The following is a 22,413-nucleotide window of genomic DNA, read 5'->3' as shown; positions in this document are numbered from 1 at the left end:
TGCGCCCCGGGCGCCCGGCTTCTTATCGATCGCGGGGGGCCAGGGGCGCAGCTGAAAGCAATGTGCTTGGGGTGAACTACTTCTCGATGATCGCGAGAACGTCGCGGGCCGAGAGGACGAGGTACTCCTCGCCGTTGTACTTCACCTCGGTGCCGCCGTACTTGCTGTAGAGCACGACGTCGCCGACGGAGACGTCGAGCGGAAGACGGTTGCCGTCCTCGAAGCGGCCCGGGCCCACGGCCAGGACAACGCCCTCCTGGGGCTTCTCCTTGGCGGTGTCCGGGATGACCAGGCCAGAGGCGGTGGTCTGCTCGGCGTCGAGCGGCTGGACCACGATGCGGTCCTCGAGCGGCTTGATGGCAACCTTGGAGCTGGTGGTCGTCACGATCCGACCTCCCCCTTCGGAGATCTCACGGGGTTAACTGTCTGAGGTGGCGACCAGGTGGATCCGTCGTCGCGGGTGCCGGACCTGCCCGTCGCTGTGTTGGCACTCTCCGGTGGGGAGTGCCAGAGCCGAGACTATGACTGCGATTAGCACTCGGTCAAGCGGAGTGCCAATCGCCCTCGGCGCGTCGGCCATGGAGTCGGGTCGGCGTACGTTTGTGCTGGGCACCCGGCGTCGGTGTCCCGCCCTCCGGGGGCTGGCGCCCCCTCACAGGTAGTCCTCCAGCCGCCCCACCCGCAGCCCCCGTCCCTCGATCTCGCGCAGCAGCCGTACCGTCCGTTCCGTCAGGGTCAGGGACGCGGGTTCGCCCGACGGGACGGAGACGATGTCGCCGGGGCGCAGGGCGGGCTCGCCGCGGGTGTAGGTCAGATCGCCGTCGGCCCCCAGGGACGCGCGCCAGAGGACGACCGCCGTGATGCCGCAGTCGGCGGCGGCGTGCAGGGTCGTCGTGTCGTAGGTGCCGTAGGGCGGGCGGAAGAGGCGGGGGCGGACGCCGAAGCGGGAGCGGAGTTTGTGCTGCTGGCCGCAGATCTCGGCGCGCTGGCCGGCGTAGGGCAGGCCGCGCAGGGCCGGGTGGTCGAGGGTGTGGTTCTGGATGGACGCGCCGACCGCGCGCAGGCGGGCGAAGTGGCCGTAACCGGGCCCTACGACGCTGTCCGTGAGGAACATGCTGACCGGAAGCCGCCGTTCGCGGACGAGGCCGACGAAGCGGGGGTCGCGCTCGGCGCCGTCGTCGTAGGTCAGGAAGACCACCCGGTCGCGGGTGCGGACGCGGTCCACGACGGACGGGAGACCGCCTCGGTCGCCGCGGTCCGGCCCGCGGACGGCGCTCGACGCGTGCGTCGGGGACTGGCCCCGGCCGTCCGCTCCCGCCCGCTCCCCCGCGCCCCCGGCGCAGCCGGCCAGCAGGATCACCCCGGCGCAGACCACGGCGGCCGGCGACCACCGCCTCACAGGTAGTCCTCCAGCCGCGCCACCGCGTACCCCTCGGCCGTGACCTCGTTCAGGAAGCGGCGGATCATGTCGGGCATCGTGCCCCGCCACTGGCCGCGGCCGCGGAAGTGGGTGAGGACGATGTCACCCGGGTGCAGTCTCCGGTCCCACTCGCGGTACTCCCAGCGGTCGGCGAAGACCTCCTCGTTCCAGAGGGGCACGTACTCGATGCCGCAGGCCTTGGCGGCGCGCAGGGTCGTCCTGTCGTAGCTGCCGAAGGGCGGGCGGAAGAGCGTCGGGCGCTTGCCGTAGCGCTTTTCGATGAGGCGTTGCATGCCGCAGATCTCGCGCATCTGCGCGCGGTACGACAGGCCCCGCATGGAGCGGTGGCGGAGGGTGTGGTTGTTCAGGACCACGCCGCCGTCCTGCATCTTCTCGAAGTAGCGGTAGTCGTCCTTGATCAGGTAGCCACTGAGGAAGGCGCTGTACGGGATCTTCAGCTCGTTCATCATCCGCAGGAACGCCGGGTCCTTCTCGGCGCCGTCGTCGATGGTGAGGAAGACGACCTTGTCCTTGGTGGGGACCGTGGTGAAGACGGGCGGCAGGTTCAGTCTCCGGTGGCCGTCCACCTCGAAGCCCTCGCGGGTCCTGATGCTCGGCTTCTTCGCGGGGCCGGCGGGGCGCCCAGGGGAACCCTCTTCAGCCCCCAGCGCTGTGCGGCGACGACCCGGGCGGCGTGCGCGGCGCGCAGCTTGGAGGCGTAGGAGTCGAGGGCGCGTGCCGGGGGCGCGTCGAGGGGCTGCTGGCCGCCGGCCGGGGTGATCCGGCCGTTGTCGCCCTGCGCGCAGCCCGAGGCGACGGCGGCGAGGGCGAGCACGGCGATGCCGATCCGCACACCGCCAGATGCCCGGCTTTTGTTATTTTGTACGACTGCTCGCATGGTGCGGGATCCTCGCAGCCGGCCTTCCCGGATCGGCCCCGACACCGCGACCGACGGCGCACCATCCACCGAGTGGCTCACACAGGGCCCGGCTCCGCGCGCACGCGGACGGACCACGCCGGCCGGCCCGGCCCCGGGCCGGGCCGACCTCCGCGACACGACGGACCACCGGGTCGGCCGCCCTGTTCCGGCGGCGCCGCAGGATGCCGGAGCCGGCGCCGCTCCCGGCGCAACCGGAGCGGAGGACGCCCCGCGGACCAAGAGCCGTCGCCCGACGCCCGGCCCCGCACCGACCGGCGTGCCGGGCCCTGCCCCTTCCTCACCCCCACATCTGGACCGGCCCGCACCCCAGACCAAACCGCCCACCGCCACACCGCACCCAACGCCCACACCACCCGTGGCCGACAATGAGCCGGTGAACGACCTCGCCCTCCTCCTCACTCCCGAAGGCCGCGCCCTCCTCGACGAGGTGCGGGACACCGATCCGGCGCGGGAACTGGCCGTCGCGACCCGGCTGCGTCGCGAGCACCCCGCCGAGCTGGTGTCGGCGGCGCTGGGCCAGGCGCGGCTGCGGCAGCGGGCGGTGGTGAAGTTCGGGGCCGAGGACGCGGGACGGATGTTCTTCACGCCGAACGGGGTGGAGCAGTCGACCCGGGCGAGCGTGGCGGCCTACCGGGCGCGACGGCTCGCGGAGTCGGGCGTGGCCTCGGTCGCCGACCTGTGCTGCGGCATCGGCGGTGACGCGATCGCGCTGGCCCGGGCCGGGATCCGGGTCCTGGCCGTCGACCGGGACCCGTCGACGGCCGCGGCGGCGCGGGCCAACGCCCAGGCGCTGGGGCTGGCCGGCCTGATCGAGGTGCGGGAGGCGGATGTCACGGAGGTGGACACGGCCGGTTACGACGCCGTGTTCGTCGACCCGGCCAGGCGCGGCGGCCGGGGCCGCATCTTCGACCCCGAGGCGTACTCACCACCCCTGTCCTGGGCCGTTTCCGCAGCCCGCCGCGCCCCTCGCGCCGCCGCGTTGAAGATCGCGCCCGGCATCCCGCACGAGGCGGTACCGGAGGACGCCGAGGCCGAGTGGATCTCCGACGGCGGCGACGTGAAGGAGGCGGTGCTGTGGTTCGGCACCGCGCCCGGGGCGGTACGGGCCACCCTGCTGCCGGGTCCGCGCACCCTGCTCTCCCGCGGCCTGCCCGACCCGGAGGTCCGCCCGCCCGGCCGTTACCTGTACGAGCCCGACGGCGCCGTCATCCGGGCCCACCTCGTCGCCGAGGTGGCCGACGAGGTCGGCGGCGGACTGCTCGACGCGACCATCGCGTACGTCACGGCCGACGCACTGCACCCCACCCCGTATGCCACCGCCTACGAGATCACCGACCATCTCCCCTTCAACGTCAAGAAGCTGAAGGCCCTGCTGCGGGAGCGGGAGGTCGGCAATCTGACCGTGAAGAAGCGGGGCTCGGCGGTCGAGCCGGAGGAGCTCCGCAGGAAGGTCAAGCCCCAGGGCCGGCACTCGGCCACGGTGTTCCTGACCCGGGTGGCGGGAGCACCGGCGATGCTCATCGGGCACCCCGCCTAGGCGGGAACCGTCAGACCTGCTCCGCCGCCCGTCCCAGCAGCAGTTCCCGTTCCCGTTCGTTGCGCGTCAGCGACGCCGCCCGTTCGAACTCCGCCCGGGCCTCCGTCGTGCGGCCGAGGCGGGACAGCAGGTCGCCTCGCACGCTGGGCAGCAAGTGGTAGTCGCGCAGGGCGGGGTCGTCCGTCAGGGCGTCGACGAGGGCCAGGGCCGGGCCCGGGCCGTCGGCCATCGAGACGGCCACCGCGCGGTTCAGTTGCACGACCGGGGACGGGGAGCGGGCGGCCAGCAGGCCGTACAGGGTAGCGATGCGGGACCAGTCGGTCTCCTCGTAGGTGTACGCGTGCGCGTGGCAGGCGGCGATGGCGGCCTGAAGGAGGTACGGGCCCGGGGCGCCGGAGGAGGTGGCCTCTGCCCTGCCCAGCGCGGTGATGCCACGGGCGATGAGCATGCGGTTCCAGCGGGCGCGGTGCTGGTCCTTGAGGAGGACGGGTTCGCCCGAGGGGCCCGTGCGGGCCGCCGTGCGGGACGCCTGGAACTCCAGGAGCGCGGTCAGGCCGTGCACCTCGGGTTCCTTCGGCATGAGGGCAGAGAGCACCCGGGCAAGGCGCAGGGCGTCCTCGCACAGGGACGGGCGGAGCCAGTCCTCGCCGGCCGTGGCGGCGTATCCCTCGTTGAAGACGAGGTAGATGACGTCGAGGACCGAGCCGAGGCGGGCCTCGCGGTCGGGGCCGTAGGGCACCTCGAAGGCGATGTTCCTCGTGGCCAGGGTGCGTTTGGCGCGGACGATGCGCTGTGCGACGGTCGGCTCGGGGACCAGGAACGCGCGGGCGATCTCGGCCGTGGTGAGGCCGCCGAGGAGGCGCAGGGTGAGGGCGGTGCGGGTCTCGGTGGACAGGACCGGGTGGCAGGCGGTGAAGACCAGGCGGAGCAGGTCGTCGTCGATGTCGTCCGGGTCGGCGGGCACCTCCGGTGGAGACACCGTCGACAGGTCCCGGCCGATCTCCGCCAGCTTGCGGGCGTAGTTCTCGCGGCGGCGGACCAGGTCGACGGCGCGGTTGCGGGCGGTGGCCATGAGCCAGGCGCCCGGATTGTCGGGCAACCCGTCCCGCGGCCACCGCTCCAGCGCGGCGACCAGCGCGTCCTGCGCGAGTTCCTCGGCGATGCCGACGTCCCGGACGACCCGGGCGACGCCGGCGATGATGCGGGGCGACTCGAGCCGGAAGACGGTTTCGATGGCCGTGTTGGCGCCGTTCGGGTCGGCGGTAGTGCCGCCCGGACCGGCGGCGGCACCACTCGGACCGGCAGCGGCACCGCCCGGACCGACGGTGATACCGCTCGGACCGGCGGCGGCACCACTCGGATCGGCGGCGATACCGCTCGGGCCGTCGATGGCGCCGCCCGGATCGGCGGCGGCACCACTCGGATCGGCAATGGCGCCGCTCGGGTCGGCGGTGGGCTGCGGGGTCACAGCCCACCATCAGACACCCCTGGCGCCTCCCGGCCAAGCCAGTACCGGTCAGCCCTCGGCGATCTGCCGGACCTCCGCGGTGATCGTCCAGTAGTCCTCGTGCAGGGACAGGAACCGCTTGGTCCACTCGATCGCCTCGGCCTTGTCCTTGCACTGGCTGATCGAGTAGCCGCCGATGACCTCCTTCGACTCGGTGAACGGCCCATCGGTGACGGACAGCTTCCCGCCCTCCCAGGTCACCCGGCTGCCGTCCGCGGTCGGGGTGAGCCCGGCCGTGTCGAGCATGACGCCGGCCTTGGTGATCTCCTCCAGGAGCTTGCCCATCCGCTCCTGGAGTTCGGGGCTCGGGCCCTCGGCGGGGGCGTTCTTCTCGTCGATGCGGATCAGGGTGAGAAAGCGCGGCATGGTGACTCCTCGGCACTCTGCGGAGCGAGGCCTTTCCTCGCTCTCACCCCTGCGTCGATCGGGAGACGCCCGATTCGACACGCGCCCCGGATTTCTTCGAAGTTTTTTCTCCGGCCGGCGTTTCCGCGGGCAGCGCCCTCTTCCCGTACAGCAGCCCGGCCGCCCCGGCCGCCACCGCCAGCAGTCCCGCCGACACCCAGTACGCCGCCGAGAACCCGTCGACCAGCCCTCGCACTCCCGGGCCCCCGGCCTGCGCCGCCACCGTGACCAGCACCGCGAGCCCCACCGCACCGCCCACCTGCCGTGAGCTGTTGAGCAGTCCGGCCGCCATGCCCGTCTCCGCTGCCGGGACGCCGGTCGTGGCGGCCGTCCCGAGCGGGACGAAGCACAGGCCGGTACCCACGCTCGCCACCACCGACGGTCCGAGGACGGTGAGCAGGAAGCCGCCGTCCACCGCCACCGCCGCCGCGAACCAGGCGAACCCGGCGGCGCCGAGCAGCCCGCCCGCCACCAGCAGGGCGCCGGGGCCGACCCGGCCGACCGCACGGGTGGCGATCACCGAGCCGGCCACGACACCGACGCAGAACGGCAGGAAAGCGCTGCCTGCGGCCGTCGGCCCGTAGCCGAGCACCTGCTGCGTGTAGAGGGAGGTGAAGTAGAACGCGGCGAACTGCCCGGCCGACATCAGCAGCGCGAAGACGTTCGCGGCGAGCACGGGGCCGCTCCGGAGCAGCCCGAGCCGCAGCAGGGGCTGCCGTACCCGCGTCTCCGTGACCGTGAACGCGGCGAGCAGCACCGCCGCGGCGCCCAGCGCTGCGGCGGTCGGCCAGGACGTCCAGCCGTAGGACTCGGTCCGCACCAGCCCGAGCACGAGCAGCGCGGTCCCGGCGGTGGCGAGCAGCGCGCCGACCAGGTCCAGCCGGGGCCGCGGGCCGTCCCCGGGCCGGTCGTCGGCGGGCACGGCGGGCCGTACGACGGCGAGGGCGGCGGCCACGACAGGCACGTTGACCAGCATGACCGACCGCCAGCCGGCCCAGTCGGTGAGCAGCCCGCCGGCCAGCACGCCGACCGCAGCCCCGGCCGCCCCTGCGGCACCCCACAGCCCCAGGGCGCGCGAACGGGCCGTCCCCTCCGCGTAGTTGACCGTGATGAGGGCGAGCGCGACGGGCGCGAGCGCGGCGGCCCCGACGCCCTGCGCCGCCCGGGCCGCGATCAACTGCCCGGGCGTCTGGGCGAGTCCGCCGAACAGGCTCGCCACGCCGAACACGACGAACCCGGCCACCAGCAGCCGGCGCCGCCCGGCCACGTCCGCGAGCCGACCGCCGAGCAGGAGCAGCCCGCCGAAGGTCAGGGCGTAGGCGTTGACGACCCAGGCCAGGGAGCCGGGGTCGAAGTGCAGTCCGCTGTCGATGTCGGGCAGCGCGACGTTGACGACGGAGATGTCGAGGGAGACGAGGAACTGCACGGTGAGCAGCACCGGCAGTAACCAACGGGAGAGGGCCTGCGAGTTCATCATGCCCGGCAGGTTAGTATACGCGTACATAAAATAGCTATACGCGTACGGAAAACAGCCGTGCCCGTGCGGAGACCGGCCGATGGAGAATGCACGCGTGACAGGTGGAGGACAGAAGCGGGCCGTGGGCCGCCCCCGGCGCATCGAGGCGGGGCAGATCGTCGACGTGACGCGGCGCATCATCCAGGAGGAGGGCGTCGAGGCGGTCTCCATGCGCCGGGTGGCCAAGGAGGTCGGCGCGACGCCGATGGCGCTCTACCACCACGTGCGCGACAAGGACCAGTTGCTGATGCTCGTGCTGTCCGGCCTGGCGGCGAAGGTCCCGCGCCCGGACCTGCCCGAGGAGCCGCGGGACCGCCTGCTGGCCACCGCCGTCCATATGCACGCGGTGCTCAGCGAGATGACCTGGGTCGTCGACGTGCTGAGCCTCGGCGACCTCACCGACAAGGGCGCGCTGTGGATGACGGAGGAGATCATCGACTGCGCCATCCGCTGCGGCCTGACGCCCCGCCAGGCGGTGCACGCCTACCGCACCGTCTGGTACGTCGTCCACGGCGCCCTGGTCTTCCGCCGCGCCGACGAACGCCGCGCCGCGTCGGACCCCGGCCGCAGGCCCTTCTTCCCCGACCTCGTCACCCCGGCCGACGCCGCCGAACTGCCGCGTCTCGCCGCCCTGTCTGAGCAGTGGGAGGAGATCACCGGCGGCTACGACGTGGCCGCACAGCTGGCGGCGGTGGTGGACGGGCTGCTCGCCCACCGATAGGGCACGTCGGCAGACACGCCGACACGGCGCACCTTCAGCGCAGCGACTCCCACAGCTCCCGCGCCTCCGGCTCCTCGGCCACCACCCGGTTGGGATCCGAGGGCGCCCGCACGACCGGCATCGTCACCGTCCGCACCGCGCTCGCCGACAGGCCCTTCAGGCTCTGCCCGAGCCGGGTCAGCTCGCCGAGGGAGTCCAGGCCGGTGTCGGTGGTAAGACCGGCGGTCACGGCGTCCGCGACCCGGTACAGCTTCGCCGGGTCGGTGAGCAGGTCCTGCGCGGCGATCTGGTCCAGCAGTGCCTTCACCAGTTTCTGCTGGAGGCCTATGCGGCCCAGGTCGCTGCCGTCGCCGATGCCGTGCCGGGTGCGGGCCAGGGCGAGGGCCTGGGCGCCGTCCAGGTGGTGGGTGCCCGCCTTGAGGTGCAGATGGCTGTCGTCGTCGGCGATGTCCTCGTCCGTGGTGACGGTGACGCCGTCGAGCGCGTCCACGAGCTTCGCGAAGCCGGAGAAGTCGATCTCGATGTAGTGGTCCATGCGGACGCCGGTGACCGCCTCGACCGTCTTCACCGCGCAGACCGGACCGCCCACCGCATACGCGCTGTTGAACATGGAGTTGTACGCCACCGCCGTCGACCCGCCGGACGGGCGCGGACAGGAGGGGCGGGTGACCAGGGTGTCGCGCGGGATGCTCACCACCGTCGCGCTGGTGCGCCCGGCGTCGAGGTGGACGACCATCGCCGTGTCGGAGCGGGCACCGGCACTGTCGCCGCCGCCGAGCCTCCGGTTCTCCTCGCCGCTGCGCGAGTCGGAGCCCAGAACGAGGATGTTGAGAGCCCCGCTGGGCAGGGCCGGTGCGGAGGGGGACGGCATGACCGCCGGCCTCGACGGGCGGTTGTCGCCCAGGGCGTTGTTGATGTCAACGCTGGTGATGTTGTCGCTGAGATGCCGGTAGGCCCAGCCCGCCGCCCCGATGCCGAGCACCAGCGCACCCGCCAGGGCGAGGCCGGCGATCCGCAGCGCTCTCGACCGCCGGCCCACCGCTCCGCCCGCGTCCCCGTTCCCTTCGCGTCCCGTCACGGGCAGGAACATAAGTCCGAATTATTACGAGCAGAGCACCCAGGGCGATTTTCTTCGGAAATTCTCAGACTTCTCGGTCCGTTCTCATCCCAGAGTCGCCACCGGCACCGGGTTGCTCCCGCTCCACGAGCCGTTGAAGCCGAAGGTGACCGAACCGCCGTCCGGCACCGATCCGTTGTACGGGGCGTTCACGCAACTGACCGCCGCACCCGACTGCGTGCAGCTCGCGTTCCAGGCCTGCGTGATCCGCTGCCCGGCGCCGAACGTCCAGTTGGCCTTCCACGACGCGAGCGAGGCCCCCGAGCAGGCGATCCGCACCTGGCCCGTGTAGCCCGTGCTCCACTGACTGGTGACGCTGTACGTCGCCGAGCAGGCGCCCGTCGGCGGCTGGGTCGTCGTCCCGCCGAGGGCCTCGGCGATGGCGTGGTACGCCGGTTTCGGCTGGTAGTTCTCGTCGTACGGGGTCGCCGCGCCCTGGCCGGGGAAGGTGTCCGGGATCCAGGAGTCGGAGTCGGTGAAGCCCCAGACGGTGACGCCGGTGCAGCGCGCGACCGCCAGGCAGGCGTTCATGACCGCCTTGTAGTCGGCGGCCTGCTGGGTCAGCTTCTCCTGCGTCGCCGGCAGCTGCATCCGGATGTCCAGCTCGGTGATCGCCACGTCGACGCCCAGGTCGGCGAAGCGCTGGATGTTCTGCCGCATCGTCGAGGGCACCTGGCCGACGATGAGATGGGCCTGAAGCCCGACCCCGTCGATCGGAACCCCGCGCTCCTTCAGCGACTTGACCAGGTTGTACAGAGCCGTGCTCTTCGCGTTGACGCCCTCGACGTTGTAGTCGTTGATGTACAGCTTGGCGCTCGGGTCGGCGGCCCGGGCCCAGGTGAGGGCCTGTGCGATGTAGTCCTGGCCGAGGGTGGTGTGGAAGAGGGTCGGGCGGTAGGTGCCGTCCTCGTTGAAGGGCTCGTTCACCACGTCCCAGGCGGCCACCCGGCCCTTGTAGCGGCCGACCTCGGTGGCGATGTGATCCTGGACGATGGCGCTGAGCTGGTCCCGGGTCCAGTTGCCGTTCGTCAGCCAGCCCGGGTTCTGCTGGTGCCAGAGCAGGGTGTGGCCGCGCACCTGCTGGTCGTGGGCCTGGGCGAAGTTCACGATCTGGTCGGCCTCGGCCCAGTTGTAGCTGCCCCGGCTCGGCTCGACGGAGCCCCACTTCATGGCGTTGCCGGGGGTGAGCCAGTTGAACTCGCGCCCGGCGATCTCGCCGTACGTGCCGGTGAGTTTCGAGCCGGTGACCGCCGTGCCCATGACCTTGCCCTTGGCGTCGGCCAGGTCGCGCAGCGGGGCGTCGGCGGCGTGGGACGCGGGGGCCGCCACCAGCAGGAGCCGGCCGCGACGACGCCGGCCAGCAGGGATGTGAGTAAGCCCGATCTCAGCGATCTCATTGCGGTGCCTCCGAAAGTTTCGGTGGTGCAACCGATTGGCTTCGGTGCAGTGTGGAGGGGACCTCAACACCCGTCAAGGCACCGGACCACGCGTCAGGACACCGCAACACCGTCACTACGGCACCAGTGGTCAGCCGCCCGCGGGCGCCGCCGTACTGCTGCGCACCACCAGGCTCGTCGCCAGCTCGACCCGCGTGGCCGCCGGGGTGCCCGCCTCGCGGCCGAGGTCGAGGACCAGCTTGGCCGCCGCCTCGGCCATCTCCGTCAGCGGCTGCCGTACGGTCGTCAACGGCGGCCCGACCAGGGGCGCCACCGGCAGATCGTCGAACCCGACCACGCTCAGGTCCTCGGGGATGCGCAGCCCCAGTTCGCGCGCGGCCTCGTACAGCCCGAGCGCCTGGAGGTCGTTCCCGGCGAAGACGGCGGTCGGCCGGTCGGGGCGGCGCAGCAACTCCAGGCCCAGCCGGTAGCCGGCCTCGTGGTGGAAGTCGCCGTTCATGATCAGCCCGGGATCCACCGGCAGCCCGGCCGTCTCCAGCGCGGCCCGGTAGCCGTCGACCCGGGCGCGGCTGCACATCATCTGCGTCGGCCCGCTGATCGCGCCGATCCTGCGGTGCCCCAGCTCGACCAGGTGCCGGGTGGCGGCGAGACCGCCCTGCCAGTTGGTCGCGCCGATCGACGGCACGTCGGCCCCCGGGTCGCCGGCCGGGTCCATCACCACGAACGGGATGGAGCGGCTGGTCAGCAGCGCCCGCTGTGACTCGTCGAGCCCGGACAGGACCAGGATCACGCCGTGCGGGCGGCGCGCGGCGACCTGGTCGGCCCAGGTCCGCCCGGGAGTGAGCCGCCCCGCGCTCTCGGACAGCACCACGCTGAGCCCCGCGTCCCGGGCCACGTTCTCCACGCCCCGGATGACCTCCAGCGCCCAGGCGCTCTCCAGCTCGTGGAAGACCAGGTCGATCAGGGGTGAGCGGGTGGCCTCGGCTCGGCGGCGCCGGTAGCCGTGGGCCCGCAGCAGGTCCTCGACGCGGGCCCGGGTGGCGGGGGCGACGTCGGCCCGGCCGTTGAGCACCTTCGAAACAGTCGGCGCCGACACACCGGCCTCACGGGCGATCTCGGCGAGCGTCGCGGTCTGCGCGCTGCGCCCCTGCGTCCGGTTTTGCGTCCGGCTTTCCACCGGCTCCGGGGATGTCATGGCGGCGATCGTATCCCTGCGGGCCCCCTTGACGAAGTCCCCGTGGCGCCATAGGTTCCCGGAACATTCGACATACTTATCGAAACATTCGTGGAAGCGGGCGTGAGAGCGCTCGTGAGCACCGTTCGTGAGAGGGCCGTCCGTCCACCCGACAGGAGCTTCATGACCACCGCGCCCTGGCGTGACCCCGCCCTGCCCGCCCCCGCCCGCGTCGACGACCTGCTCTCCCGGATGACCCTGGAGGAGAAGACCGCCCAGCTGTACGGCGTGTGGGTGGGTGCCGCGACGGACGGCGACGGAGTCGCTCCGCACCAGCACGACATGACCGTGGACTACGAGTGGGACGAGCTGATCACCCGCGGACTCGGCCAGCTCACGCGCTCCTTCGGCACCGCCCCCGTCGACCCGGCGCTGGGCGCGCAGGCCCTGGCCCGCGCCCAGCGCCGTATCACCGAGGCCGGCCGCTTCGGCATCCCGGCGATCGCGCACGAGGAGTGCCTGGCCGGCTTCACCGCCTGGCAGGCCACGGCCTACCCGGTCCCGCTGGCCTGGGGAGCGACCTGGGATCCCGCACTGGTCGAGGAGATGGCCCGCCGCATCGGCGCCGACCTGCGCTCGGTCGGCGTCCACCAGGGCCTCGCGCCCGTTCTGGACGTCGTACGCGATCCGCGCTGGGGCCGCGTGGAGGAGACGATCGGCGAGGACCCGTACCTGGTCGGCACGGTCGGCACGGCCTATGTGCGGGGCCTGGAGTCGGCCGGGGTCGTCGCCACGCTGAAGCACTTCGCCGGGTACGCCTCCTCGGCCGGCGCCCGCAACCTGGCGCCCGTGCGGGCGGGCATCCGCGAGTTCGCCGACATCACGCTCCCGCCCTTCGAGATGGCGCTGCGCGAGGGCGGGGCCCGTTCGGTGATGGCCGCGTACACGGAGCGGGACGGCGTCCCGGCCTCGGCGGACCCCGAGCTGCTGACCGGGCTCCTGCGCGAGGAGTGGGGCTTCACCGGCACGGTCGTCGCGGACTACTTCGGCATCGGCTTCCTCCAGACCCTCCACCGGGTCGCCGGCACCCCGGCCGAGGCGGCCCACGCGGCCCTGGAGGCCGGCATCGACGTGGAACTGCCGAGCCTGAGGTGCTACGGCGATCCGCTGGTGGACGCGGTCCGCTCGGGCGAGATCCCCGAGGAGCTCGTGGACCGCGCGGCCCGCCGCGTCCTGCTCCAGAAGTGCGAACTGGGCCTGCTGGACGAGGACTGGACCCCCAGCCGGCCATCACGGTCGAGCTCGACTCGACGGGCAACCGGATCCTGGCCCGCCGCCTGGCCGAGGAGTCCGTCGTCCTGCTCGACAACCCCGACGGCCTGCTCCCGCTGGCCCCCGACACCCGGATCGCGGTGATCGGCCCCCGGGCGGCCGACGCCCTGGCCATGCTGGGCTGCTACTCCTTCCCCTCCCACGTCCTCACCCACCACCCCGGTGTCCCGACCGGCATCGAGATCCCGACGGTCCTCGACGCCCTGCGCACCGAACTCCCCGACGCCAAGGTGACGTTCGCGCAGGGCTGCGACGTGACGGACCCGGACACCTCCGGCTTCGACGAGGCCATCGCCCGCACCGCCGAGGCGGACGTGTGCGTGGCGGTCCTCGGCGACCGGGCGGGACTGTTCGGCCGCGGCACCTCGGGCGAGGGCTGCGACGCGACGGACCTCGCCCTGCCGGGCGCCCAGGGCGAGCTGCTGGACGAGCTGGTCGCCACGGGGGTCCCCGTGGTGCTGGTGCTGCTGACCGGCCGTCCCTACGCTCTCGGCCGCTGGCACGGACGCCTGGGCGCGGTCGTCCAGGCGTTCTTCCCGGGGGAGGAGGGCGGCCCGGCGGTCGCGGGAGTGCTGTCGGGCCGCGTGAACCCGTCGGGCCGCCTCCCCGTGAGCGTCCCGCAGGCCCCCGGCGGCCAACCCTGGACCTACCTCCAGCCGCCCCTCGGCCTCGCGGGCGAGGTCAGCAGCCTCGACCCGACCCCGCTGTACGCCTTCGGGCACGGCCGCTCGTACACGACGTTCGCGTGGGAGGACGGCACGGGCGGCGAGGAGCCGGCTCAGATCGGCACGGACGGGGCGTACGACGTCTCGGTGACCGTCCGCAACACAGGCGACCGCGAGGGCGCGGAGGTGGTGCAGCTGTACCTGCACGACCCGGTGGCGTCGGTGACCCGGCCCGACATCCGGCTGGTCGGCTACCGGCGCGTGGAGCTGTCCCCGGGCGAGGCGGCACGGGTGACGTTCCGTTTCCACACGGACCTCTCCGCGTTCACCGGCCGTTCGGGCCGCAAGGTGGTCGAACCGGGCGCCCTGGAACTACGGTTGGCGGCGTCCAGCACGGACCTACGCCACACGGCCCGCCTCGCCCTCACGGGCCCGGCCCGGGTGCTCGGCGCCGACCGGCGGCTGCGGTGCGAGACGGAGGTGTCGGGGGTGGGGTGAGCCTCCGCTCGGGGGATGCCGGGGGAAACGCATGGACAAGCTGGTGCACCACGAACTGCGGGCCTTCGTCTCGGTCCTGGCCGCCACGGCCGTCGCCTGACGACCGTGGGCCCGGTCCGCGGATTCTCCCCGCCGTCCGAACCGGGCCGGCTGGGGCTGTACGCCGCCGCCGTGCTCGCCTCCATCGTGGTGTGGACGCTCCTCAAGGCCACCAGGATCAAGTGGTTCGGCGAGGTACGGGACTTCGAGAAGGCGGTACGGCTCGACGGCACCGACCCGGCCCTGGCCACCGAGCGCTTCCTGCGCGACCGGCCGTTCAGCCCGCGGAGTTCGTGCTGTACACGCTGTTCGCGGTGCCGTCGGCCCTGTGGGAGCCGTGGACGGCGGTGATCTGACTGTGGTCGGCTCTCGACTGGCTGGGCCAGGCCGCGGTCGCCGCCCACTGGGAGCGCGGGCACGGCCTGCTGTTGTGGCGGGGTCACGTCGAGAGCAGGCCGTGCGAGCTCCCGGTCAGCCGGCGCCCACCGACTCGAACCGCCACCGGTGCACGGCCCGGGTGACCAACTCTCCGTCCGGCTCCGGCAGTTCGGGCAGCTCGGCGTCGTACGGGGCGTTCCACCAGGTGATGACGAGGACCCGGTCCTGGGGGGCGCGCAGGGTCTCCCGGCGCAGGGGTTCACGGGACAGCTCCTGCGCGCGTGCCCAGGCCAGCAGGTCCTCGCCCCGGCCGGGCACCGCCCGCGCCTCCCACATCAGGGCGACCGTCACGAGTAGAGGTTCTCCTTGCTGATCTCGTGCACATGGTCGTGGCCGTGCTGGTGGCCCGGCACGTGCGGCTCCGTCACCGGCAGCGAGGAGTCCGCCGGCAGGTCCCAGCTCGACGCGGTGCGGTTGCGGGCCACCATCTCGGCGCCGAGCGCGGCGACCATCGCCCCGTTGTCCGTGCACAGCTTGGGCCGCGGCACCCGCAGCCGGATCCCGGCCGCCTCGCAGCGCTCCTGGGCCAGGGCGCGCAGCCGGGAGTTGGCGGCCACACCGCCGCCGATCATCAGGTGATCGACGCCCTCGTCCTTGCAGGCCCGGACGGCCTTGCGGGTCAGCACGTCCACGACCGCCTCCTGGAAGGAGGCCGCCACGTCCCGCACCGGAACCTCCTCGCCCGCCGCCCGCTTGGCCTCGATCCAGCGGGCCACGGCCGTCTTCAGCCCGGAGAAGGAGAAGTCGTAGGCCGGGTCGCGCGGGCCGGTCAGGCCGCGCGGGAAGGCGATCGCGTCCGGGTCGCCCTCGCGTGCGTAGCGGTCGATGACCGGGCCGCCCGGGAAGCCCAGGTTCAGCACGCGGGCGATCTTGTCGAAGGCCTCACCGGCCGCGTCGTCGATGGTCGCGCCCATCGGGCGGACGTCGGAGGTGATGTCCGTGGACAGCAGCAGCGAGGAGTGGCCGCCGGACACCAGCAGCGCCATGGTCGGCTCGGGCAGCGCGCCGTGCTCCAGCTGGTCGACGCAGATGTGCGAGGCGAGGTGGTTGACGCCGTACAGGGGCTTGCCGAGCGCGTACGCGTACGCCTTCGCCGCCGAGACGCCGACCAGCAGGGCACCGGCGAGGCCGGGACCGGCGGTGACGGCGATGCCGTCGAGGTCGCGGGCGCTGACTCCCGCCTCCTTCAGCGCGCGGTCGATGGTGGGGACCATCGCCTCCAGATGCGCCCGGGAGGCGACCTCGGGCACGACACCGCCGAAGCGGGCGTGCTCGTCGACGCTGGAGGCGACGGCGTCGGCGAGCAGGGTGGTGCCGCGGACGATGCCGACGCCGGTCTCGTCACAGGAGGTCTCGATGCCGAGGACGAGAGGCTCGTCGCGTGAGTCGCGTGAGTCAGTCATTGATCTGGGTCCCTTGTACGAAAGTCGAACCCGCGGCGGAGCCGCTGTCGGGTTTCGTGGTCAGTCGCATCACCAGGGCGTCCACGTTCCCCGGCTGGTAGTAGCCGCGCCTGAAGCCGATGGCCTCGAAGCCGAAGCGCTCGTACAGCTTCTGCGCGCGGACGTTGTCCACACGGCACTCCAGCATCACTTCGGCGCACTCGAAGGCGGTCGCGGCCCGCAGCAGTCCGGTGAGGAGACGGCCGCCCAGCCCCGTCCCCCAGTACTCCCGGGTGACGGCGATGGTCTGGATGTCGGCCTGCTCGCCCGAGGAGGCGACACCGGCGTACCCGACGATCCGCTCCCCCGCCTCGGCCACGAAGTACTTCCGGCTCGCCTCCGGCCCGCGCGCATGGGCCAGCTCCGACCAGAACATGCCCCGCGACCAGGCGTCGTCGGGGAACAGGTCACGCTCCAGCTCCAGCACGGGGTCGATGTCCCACCAGCGCATCTCGCGCAGCACACAGGTCTCGGGCTCGGTCACTTGGGCGTGACCACCTTGTAGTTCTTGGGGACCTGGGCGTCGGGGCGGCGCAGATACAGCGGCCGGGGCGCGGGGAGTTCCTCGCCCGCCGCCAGCCGTTCGGCGGCCAGCCGGGCGAGCGCGGCGGCGGACACGTGCTCGGGCTCGTGCGCCTGGGGGAAGGCGTCCGGGTACAGCAGCGCGCCCGCGCCGACCGCGGGCAGCCCCGCGACCTGCTCGGCGATGTCGGCGGGCCGGTCGACGGCCGGGTCGGTGACGCGGGTGCGGGAGTCGGCGTAGCGCGCCCAGTACACCTCCTTGCGGCGGGCGTCGGTCGCCACGACGAACGGGCCCTCCATGTCGGCGGCGTAGGCGAGGCCGTCCAGCGTGCACACGCCGTGCACGGGGACGCCGAGCGCGAGCCCGAAGGTCTCGGCGGTCATCAGCCCGACCCGCAGCCCGGTGTACGGGCCCGGCCCGATGCCGGCGACGACCCCGGTGACGGCGTCGAGCGTCAGATCGGCCTCGGCGAGCACCCGGTCGATCGCGGGCAGCAGCAGTTCCCCGTGCCGGCGCGCGTCCACCTGACTCGACGAGGCGATGACGTCCCGGCCGTCGTGCAGCGCGACGGTGACGGCGGGTGTGGCGGTATCCAGAGCGAGCAAGAGCACGCAAACAGCCTACGGCTCCCCGGGGCCCGGCACGGCCGCACCGCCCGGGCCGTCACCTGCTGCTACCGTCACCTTCCGTCACGGCGCGGCATGCGCACCGTGCACGACAGGGACGTACGACGCGGAGGTGGGCGCCGGTGGCAGTCAGCAGTTCGGGGATCGTGGCCGGGCTCACCGCCGCGGCCCTCGCGGCGGTCGGCTACCTCGCCCACCAGGCGTCACAGACCCTCCCGGCAGGGCTGGGCAGGGAACAGGCGGGCGCCGCACCGGCGGCCGGCGTCTCGAAGGCGCCGCCCCGGGCCAGGAAGGACCCCGCCGCGCTGCCCGGCGGCTCCGGCGAGGGCGCACGGGTCGTGTACTCCCTGCGCGGCGACCGGGTGTGGCTGGTCGGCGAGGGCGGGACGGTCACCCGCACGTTCGAGGTCGAGCCGAGCGCGGTGGACCCGGCCCCGGGCACCTACGCGGTCACGTCCCGCTCGAACGCGGTCACCGGCTCCGACGGCGTCCCCGTCGAGCACGTCGTGCGCTTCACCAGCGTGGACGGCGTGGTCATCGGCTTCAGCGCGGCCGTGGCCGACTCGACCGCCGCACCGGCCAGGAAGGTCCGCACGGGCGGCATCCGCGAGTCACGCGCGGACGGCGCGGCGATGTGGACGTTCGCGACGATCGGCCGCAAGGTCGTGGTCGTCGGCTAGGGCCTGTCGTTCCAGGGCCTGTCGTTCCAGGGCCCGTCGTTCCAGGGCCCGTCGTTGCAGGGCCCGTCGTTCCAGGGCCTGTCGTGCGGATCAGGCCGCTTCGCGGTGGTTCGCCACCGACCCGACCGGCTCGCCCGGCTCGGCGAACTCCGGCTCGGGAGCCCGCGGTGGCGTGGAGATCAGCGCTGCCGCCTCGCCCGCCGCGAGCAGGTCACGCATGGACACCCCGGCGACCGCGAACGGCAGCGGCTGCCCCTTGCTCTCTGTAGCCGACATGGACGCCTCCCGAAGGCGGGGCGGACGTAGTTAGGCACACCTAACTACGGACTGGATACCATGTGACCACGCACGAGACGCCGAACGCAACATTTTGCCGACGCCTTGTCGGAACGTTCATCAGAACACCACGCGGCGGGAGCTACGCCGCGAGCACGCTCAGGTCCACCGAAGCCCAGCGTTCCCCCACACCGGTGACCGTCATCTGCCGGACCTCGTCGGTCGTGTCGCCCACCGCCCGGTGGATGACCACCTGGAGCCGGTCCTCGGTCAGCTCCTCGACCTTGCCCTCGCCCCACTCCACCACGACCACGGACTCGGGCAGCGAGACATCGAGATCGAGGTCCTCCATCTCGTCCAGCCCGCCGGACAGCCGGTACGCGTCGACATGGACCAGCGGCGGCCCGTCGCCCAGCGACGGATGCACTCGGGCGATCACGAACGTCGGCGAGGTGACGGCCCCGCGCACACCGAGCCCCTCGCCCAGCCCGCGCGTCAGTGTCGTCTTGCCCGCCCCGAGCTCTCCGCTGAGCATCACCAGATCACCCGCGCGCAGCAGTTTCGCGAGCCGGCGGCCCAGCTCCCTCATCTGCTCGGGGGACGTGACGACGATCTGGACGGACCCGGGCTCAGCCGGGTTGTGCAGTGCTGCTGGTGCTTCCATAACCCTTCACGGTAGCTCCTGCGGGCACGGCACCCGTGCGGGTGAGCAGGTCGGCGAGGCGGTCGGTGACCACTTCCGGGTGTTCCAGCATCACCAGGTGCCCCGCGTCCGGCACCAGCACCAGCTCGGCGTCCGGCAGCAGATCGGCGATCGCCTCGCTGTGCTCACTCGGCGTGACCAGGTCCTGCACCCCGGCCAGGACGAGGACCGGTATGTCGGCGAAGTGGGCGAGCGCCTCGGTCTTGTCGTGGTCGTTGAACGCCGGGTAGTACTCGGCGACCACGTCGATGGGCGTGCTCTCGATCATCCGCTCGGCGAACCGGGCGATGGCCGGGTCGACGTCCCGGGACGCGAACGAATACCGCTTGATGATCCCGGCGAACAGCTCCGCGGTGGCCCGGCGCCCCTTCTCCACCAGGTCGGCCCGCTGCCCCATCGCCTTCAGCACGCCGGGCAGCACCCGCCGCACCACGTTGACGCCGGCCACCGGAAGCCCGTAGTTGACCTCGCCGAGCCGCCCCGACGACGTGCCCACGAAGGCCACCCCGACGACCCGCTCCCGGATCAGCTCGGGGTACTGGTCGGCCAGCGCCATCACCGTCATGCCGCCCATCGAGTGCCCGACCAGCACGATCGGCCCCTCGGGCGCGGCCGCGTCGATGACGGCCTTCAGGTCGCGGCCCAGCTGCTCGATGGTGATCGGCTCGTCCCGCCCCTGGGCCACGCCCCGCCCGGACCGGCCGTGGCTGCGCTGGTCCCAGTGGACGGTCCGTACGACGCCTCTGAGCGCCGCCCGCTGGAAGTGCCAGGAGTCCTGGTTGAGGCAGTAGCCGTGGCTGAAGACGACGGTGACGGGGGCGGGGGCCTTGCGGCCGAAGAGCCGTCGGCGGCGCGGGCCGATGGCGGCGGGGGCGGCCTCCGGGTCGAGGTCGTCGACCTCGTAGTACAGCTCCGTGCCGTCGTCGGCGGACGCCTTTCCGGGCATGCCGCGCAGCGAGCCGTAGGGGCCCGCGGAGTCGAGGGCGAGCCGGGCCTTCTGGCGCATGCCCCGGCCGACCGTCATCCGCTCCAGGGCGACACCGGCGGCCGCTCCCGCGGCCACCACGCCTATCGCGACACCGGCGATGCCGGTCGCCCGGCGCCAGCCTCCCGCCGCGCCCGCGGCGGAGGCCGCGACGGCCGCGGTGGCGGCGTTCGCGACGACCTCCGCACTGCTCTCGCTCACGTACCGCTCCTCTTCGCCCGGGGGACTGCTGCCGATGCTTGTGGCTGCCGCCGTGGTTGTGGCTGCTGTCGCGCTTGCTTGCTGCTGTTGCCAGGGTGCCTGGTGTTCTTCGCGTGAACGGTCCTCTGTGCGAGTTACCCGTCCTGTTCCTCATTCACATAGACGCGGGGAACACGCGTTCCGATCCGGGTCACGATCTCGTAGGCGATGGTTCCGGCCGCCTGGGCCCAGTCCTCGGCGGTGGGCTCGCCGCGGTCCCCCGGCCCGAAGAGCACCGCCTCGGCGCCCGGCGCGGGCTCGTCACCGCCCAGGTCGACCACGAACTGGTCCATGGCGACCCGCCCCGCGATCGTGCGCCACTTGCCCTCGATCAGGACCGGCCCGGCCGAGGAGGCGTGCCGCGGGATGCCGTCGGCGTAGCCCAGCGGGACGAGGCCGAGGGTGGTCTCGCCGGGCGTCACATACCGGTGGCCGTAGCTGACGCCGTGCCCGCCCGGCACGTGCTTGACCAGGGCGAGCGCGGCGGACAGCGTCATCACCGGGCGCAGCCCGAAGTCGGCCGGGGTGCCGAGCTCGGGGCTGGGCGAGATGCCGTAGGTGGCGATGCCGGCCCGGACCAGGTCGAAATGGCTCTCGGGGAGCGTGAGCGTGGCCGGCGAGTTGGCGATGTGCCGGACCTCGGGGCGGGCGCCCTGCTCCTCGGCGTACGCGACCATCTCCCGGAAGCGGCCGAGCTGGGCGGCGATGGAAGGGTGGCCGGGCTCGTCGGCACAGGCGAAGTGCGACCACAGCCCCGTGATCCGCAGGAGCCCCTCGGCCTCGGCGCGCAGCGCCTCCCGGACCAGCCCGGCCCAGTCGTCCCCGGGCTGGCAGCCGCCCCGGCCGAGCCCGGTGTCGGCCTTGAGCTGCACCCGCGCGGGCCGACCGGCGAGCCGGGCCGCCTCGGTGACCTCGGCCAGGGCCCACATCCCGCTGACGGACACGTCGAGGTCCGCCTCGATGGCCTCGCGCCAGGGTCCGCCGGGCGTCCACAGCCAGCACATGATGCGGCCCGGCAGCCCGGCGGCCCGCAGGGCGAGGGCCTCCTCGGGCGTCGCCGTGCCCAGCCAGTCCGCCCCCGCGGCGACGGCCGCGCGGGCACACGGCACAGCCCCGTGGCCGTACGCCTCTGACTTCACCACGGCCATCAGGGCCGCGCCCGGCGCGTGGGCACGCAGCGCCCGCACATTGGCCCGCAGGGCGGCCAGGTCGATCTCCGCGCGGGCGCGCAGGGGCGCGGTCCGCGGGACTGTTCTCTCGCTCATCGCGCCCAGTGTCTCAGAGGGGCCCGACACGCCCGAGGCAGCGGCCCCCGGCGGCGGCTGCTACGTCCCGGGCCTGCGCCCCCACACGAACACGCGGTCGCCCTTCTTCAGCACGCTCCACAGCCTCCGCGCGTCGGGGACGGAGAGATTGACGCAGCCCATGGAGCCGACGGTGGTGTTGAGGCTGCCGTAGACGCCGTGGAAGGCCTGCCCGCCGCTGAAGAACTGGGAGTACGGCATGGGCGTGTTGTACAGCGTCGACCAGTGGTTCTTGTGCCGCCAGTAGACCTTGTGCCACCCGGCCCGGGTCCGGTATCCGGCCCGCCCGCTGCGGATCGGCACCGCCCCGAACACGACCTTGCGCCCTTTCTGCACCCAGGTCAGCTGCCGGCTGAGATCCACACACGCCACGGGGTAGCTCCGCACCGGGCACCGACCGGCGGCGTTGGGATTCCGGCGCGCCGACAGATACTGCATCCGGGCCCAGGTCACGGGCCCGGCGAACCCGATGGCCGGCTTGATGCCCTGCCTCACCTGGAACGCCCGGACGGCCCGGCAGTCGGCCGCCGACTGCGTCCCGTCCACCCTCAGCCCCAGCCACCGCTCGACCTGCCGCTGATACGGGCCGGCCTTCCCGGTGCAGCTCACCCGTGCGACCGCCTCACCCAACGGCACGTACTCGACGAGTGCGTACGTCCCCTCCACCGCCCTCCGCGGCTCGACGGCCTCCTCCTCGGCCGACGGTGTGTACACCACCGGCGGCAGCGCCTGGTCGGGCGTGTCGACGGACCAGGGCTGCGCGGGCCTGGGAGCGACCCCCGGGACCAGTTCGCCCAGGGGCCCGGGAGCGGGCGGCACGGGAGCGGGCGGCACGGGAGCCGCACGGGCGACACCGGCGGGCAGCGCGGTGACAGCGGCGAGCAGGAGGGCGAGGGCGCACCCGGCGGTACGTCTGCTGGTCATGTGA

At 73.0% G+C, this 22,413-nt stretch carries 20 protein-coding genes and 3 pseudogenes; 5 read left to right on the top strand and 18 right to left on the bottom strand.

Annotation, left to right across the window (positions count from 1 at the left end; translation table 11 throughout):
- Window positions 1-76: 76 nt before the first annotated feature.
- The 3 genes and pseudogenes from groES to V8690_RS26470 form a co-directional block, all read right to left on the bottom strand.
- Window positions 77-385, bottom strand: a complete 309-nt coding sequence (gene groES / locus V8690_RS26480; RefSeq protein WP_053135717.1) for a co-chaperone GroES — start codon at window positions 383-385, stop codon at window positions 77-79.
- Window positions 386-652: 267 nt separating this feature from the next.
- The gene (locus V8690_RS26475) at window positions 653-1,399 is read right to left on the bottom strand and encodes a polysaccharide deacetylase family protein (RefSeq protein ID WP_338782582.1); all 747 of its coding nucleotides are present in this window, start codon (window positions 1,397-1,399) and stop codon (window positions 653-655) included.
- A pseudogene (locus tag V8690_RS26470) lies at window positions 1,396-2,318 on the bottom strand (polysaccharide deacetylase family protein). The gene V8690_RS26475 and the pseudogene V8690_RS26470 overlap by 4 nt, the downstream one beginning before the upstream one ends.
- A gap of 415 nt (window positions 2,319-2,733) precedes the next feature.
- On the opposite strand from V8690_RS26470, the gene V8690_RS26465 reads away from it, so the two are divergent.
- A complete protein-coding gene (locus V8690_RS26465; RefSeq protein WP_338782581.1) occupies window positions 2,734-3,897 on the top strand; it encodes a methyltransferase domain-containing protein in 1,164 nt (387 codons plus the stop codon).
- A 10-nt stretch (window positions 3,898-3,907) separates the two neighbouring features.
- Here the strand turns inward: V8690_RS26465 and V8690_RS26460 are convergent, their stop codons facing one another.
- The 3 genes from V8690_RS26460 to V8690_RS26450 form a co-directional block, all read right to left on the bottom strand.
- The gene (locus tag V8690_RS26460) at window positions 3,908-5,131 is read right to left on the bottom strand and encodes an RNA polymerase sigma factor (RefSeq protein ID WP_338785464.1); all 1,224 of its coding nucleotides are present in this window, start codon (window positions 5,129-5,131) and stop codon (window positions 3,908-3,910) included.
- Window positions 5,132-5,413: 282 nt separating this feature from the next.
- Entirely contained in the window at window positions 5,414-5,770 is a 357-nt protein-coding gene (locus tag V8690_RS26455) for a YciI family protein (RefSeq protein ID WP_338782580.1), read from the bottom strand.
- Between the two features lie 43 nt (window positions 5,771-5,813).
- On the bottom strand, window positions 5,814-7,286 hold the full coding sequence (locus V8690_RS26450) for an MFS transporter (protein ID WP_338782579.1): 1,473 nt from the start codon (window positions 7,284-7,286) through the stop codon (window positions 5,814-5,816).
- A gap of 94 nt (window positions 7,287-7,380) precedes the next feature.
- Here V8690_RS26450 and V8690_RS26445 point away from each other — a divergent pair, with 94 nt between their 5' ends.
- On the top strand, window positions 7,381-8,046 hold the full coding sequence (locus V8690_RS26445; RefSeq protein ID WP_338782578.1) for a helix-turn-helix domain-containing protein: 666 nt from the start codon (window positions 7,381-7,383) through the stop codon (window positions 8,044-8,046).
- A 34-nt stretch (window positions 8,047-8,080) separates the two neighbouring features.
- Here the strand turns inward: V8690_RS26445 and V8690_RS26440 are convergent, their stop codons facing one another.
- The 3 genes and pseudogenes from V8690_RS26440 to V8690_RS26430 form a co-directional block, all read right to left on the bottom strand.
- Window positions 8,081-9,136 (bottom strand): LCP family protein, encoded by a 1,056-nt coding sequence (locus V8690_RS26440; RefSeq protein ID WP_338782576.1) that lies wholly within the window; start codon window positions 9,134-9,136, stop codon window positions 8,081-8,083.
- A gap of 72 nt (window positions 9,137-9,208) precedes the next feature.
- A pseudogene (locus V8690_RS26435) lies at window positions 9,209-10,560 on the bottom strand (endo-1,4-beta-xylanase).
- Window positions 10,561-10,690: 130 nt separating this feature from the next.
- The gene (locus V8690_RS26430; RefSeq protein WP_338782575.1) at window positions 10,691-11,755 is read right to left on the bottom strand and encodes a LacI family DNA-binding transcriptional regulator; all 1,065 of its coding nucleotides are present in this window, start codon (window positions 11,753-11,755) and stop codon (window positions 10,691-10,693) included.
- A gap of 162 nt (window positions 11,756-11,917) precedes the next feature.
- Here V8690_RS26430 and V8690_RS26425 point away from each other — a divergent pair.
- Both V8690_RS26425 and V8690_RS26420 read left to right on the top strand, forming a co-directional pair.
- Window positions 11,918-14,229: pseudogene (locus V8690_RS26425) on the top strand (glycoside hydrolase family 3 N-terminal domain-containing protein).
- A 105-nt stretch (window positions 14,230-14,334) separates the two neighbouring features.
- The gene (locus V8690_RS26420) at window positions 14,335-14,619 is read left to right on the top strand and encodes a hypothetical protein (protein ID WP_338782574.1); all 285 of its coding nucleotides are present in this window, start codon (window positions 14,335-14,337) and stop codon (window positions 14,617-14,619) included.
- A 120-nt stretch (window positions 14,620-14,739) separates the two neighbouring features.
- Here the strand turns inward: V8690_RS26420 and V8690_RS26415 are convergent, their stop codons facing one another.
- The 4 genes from V8690_RS26415 to tsaB are packed head-to-tail and all read right to left on the bottom strand — an operon-like array spanning window position 14,740 to window position 17,282.
- Window positions 14,740-14,997 carry a hypothetical protein gene (locus V8690_RS26415; RefSeq protein ID WP_338782573.1) on the bottom strand — a complete coding sequence of 86 codons (258 nt, stop codon included), beginning with the start codon at window positions 14,995-14,997 and terminating at the stop codon, window positions 14,740-14,742.
- Window positions 14,994-16,109, bottom strand: coding sequence for a tRNA (adenosine(37)-N6)-threonylcarbamoyltransferase complex transferase subunit TsaD (tsaD, locus tag V8690_RS26410; RefSeq protein WP_338782572.1), 1,116 nt, complete (start codon window positions 16,107-16,109; stop codon window positions 14,994-14,996). Before tsaD ends, V8690_RS26415 begins: the two co-directional genes overlap by 4 nt.
- Entirely contained in the window at window positions 16,102-16,599 is a 498-nt protein-coding gene (gene rimI, locus V8690_RS26405; RefSeq protein ID WP_338785463.1) for a ribosomal protein S18-alanine N-acetyltransferase, read from the bottom strand. Before rimI ends, tsaD begins: the two co-directional genes overlap by 8 nt.
- A 29-nt stretch (window positions 16,600-16,628) precedes the next feature.
- Window positions 16,629-17,282: a tRNA (adenosine(37)-N6)-threonylcarbamoyltransferase complex dimerization subunit type 1 TsaB gene (tsaB, locus tag V8690_RS26400; RefSeq protein WP_338782571.1), complete on the bottom strand. Its 654-nt coding sequence runs from the start codon at window positions 17,280-17,282 to the stop codon at window positions 16,629-16,631.
- 137 nt (window positions 17,283-17,419) lie between these two features.
- Here tsaB and V8690_RS26395 point away from each other — a divergent pair, with 137 nt between their 5' ends.
- Complete coding sequence (locus V8690_RS26395; protein ID WP_338782570.1) at window positions 17,420-17,977, top strand: hypothetical protein; 558 nt, start codon at window positions 17,420-17,422, stop codon at window positions 17,975-17,977.
- Between the two features lie 90 nt (window positions 17,978-18,067).
- Here V8690_RS26395 and V8690_RS26390 read toward each other — a convergent pair whose 3' ends face one another.
- The 5 genes from V8690_RS26390 to V8690_RS26370 form a co-directional block, all read right to left on the bottom strand.
- Entirely contained in the window at window positions 18,068-18,253 is a 186-nt protein-coding gene (locus V8690_RS26390) for a hypothetical protein (RefSeq protein WP_338782569.1), read from the bottom strand.
- Between the two features lie 142 nt (window positions 18,254-18,395).
- Window positions 18,396-18,917 carry a tRNA (adenosine(37)-N6)-threonylcarbamoyltransferase complex ATPase subunit type 1 TsaE gene (tsaE, locus tag V8690_RS26385; protein ID WP_338782568.1) on the bottom strand — a complete coding sequence of 174 codons (522 nt, stop codon included), beginning with the start codon at window positions 18,915-18,917 and terminating at the stop codon, window positions 18,396-18,398.
- The gene (locus V8690_RS26380) at window positions 18,883-20,142 is read right to left on the bottom strand and encodes an alpha/beta hydrolase (protein WP_338782567.1); all 1,260 of its coding nucleotides are present in this window, start codon (window positions 20,140-20,142) and stop codon (window positions 18,883-18,885) included. The genes tsaE and V8690_RS26380 overlap by 35 nt, the downstream gene beginning before the upstream one ends.
- A gap of 134 nt (window positions 20,143-20,276) precedes the next feature.
- Window positions 20,277-21,446: an alanine racemase gene (alr, locus tag V8690_RS26375; RefSeq protein WP_338782566.1), complete on the bottom strand. Its 1,170-nt coding sequence runs from the start codon at window positions 21,444-21,446 to the stop codon at window positions 20,277-20,279.
- A gap of 60 nt (window positions 21,447-21,506) precedes the next feature.
- The gene (locus V8690_RS26370; protein ID WP_338782565.1) at window positions 21,507-22,409 is read right to left on the bottom strand and encodes a L,D-transpeptidase family protein; all 903 of its coding nucleotides are present in this window, start codon (window positions 22,407-22,409) and stop codon (window positions 21,507-21,509) included.
- Between the last annotated feature and the right edge of the window lie 4 nt (window positions 22,410-22,413).

The organism is Streptomyces sp. DG1A-41, from assembly GCF_037055355.1.
Lineage (GTDB): Bacteria > Actinomycetota > Actinomycetes > Streptomycetales > Streptomycetaceae > Streptomyces.
The sequence above is the reverse complement of the archived record's forward strand: the minus strand, read 5'-3'. Positions and strand labels throughout refer to the sequence as shown.

Excerpts from the sequence above, each read along its gene's own strand:
- alr (WP_338782566.1), bottom strand. The coding sequence starts at position 21,446 with ATGAGCGAGAGAACAGTCCCGCGGACCGCGCCCCTGCGCGCCCGCGCG.
- V8690_RS26370 (WP_338782565.1), bottom strand. The coding sequence starts at position 22,409 with ATGACCAGCAGACGTACCGCCGGGTGCGCCCTCGCCCTCCTGCTCGCC.
- V8690_RS26455 (WP_338782580.1), bottom strand. The coding sequence starts at position 5,770 with ATGCCGCGCTTTCTCACCCTGATCCGCATCGACGAGAAGAACGCCCCC.
- tsaE (WP_338782568.1), bottom strand. The coding sequence starts at position 18,917 with ATGGAAGCACCAGCAGCACTGCACAACCCGGCTGAGCCCGGGTCCGTC.
- V8690_RS26390 (WP_338782569.1), bottom strand. The coding sequence starts at position 18,253 with ATGTCGGCTACAGAGAGCAAGGGGCAGCCGCTGCCGTTCGCGGTCGCC.
- V8690_RS26430 (WP_338782575.1), bottom strand. The coding sequence starts at position 11,755 with ATGACATCCCCGGAGCCGGTGGAAAGCCGGACGCAAAACCGGACGCAG.
- V8690_RS26450 (WP_338782579.1), bottom strand. The coding sequence starts at position 7,286 with ATGATGAACTCGCAGGCCCTCTCCCGTTGGTTACTGCCGGTGCTGCTC.
- V8690_RS26440 (WP_338782576.1), bottom strand. The coding sequence starts at position 9,136 with ATGTTCCTGCCCGTGACGGGACGCGAAGGGAACGGGGACGCGGGCGGA.
- tsaD (WP_338782572.1), bottom strand. The coding sequence starts at position 16,109 with ATGACTGACTCACGCGACTCACGCGACGAGCCTCTCGTCCTCGGCATC.
- rimI (WP_338785463.1), bottom strand. The coding sequence starts at position 16,599 with ATGCGCTGGTGGGACATCGACCCCGTGCTGGAGCTGGAGCGTGACCTG.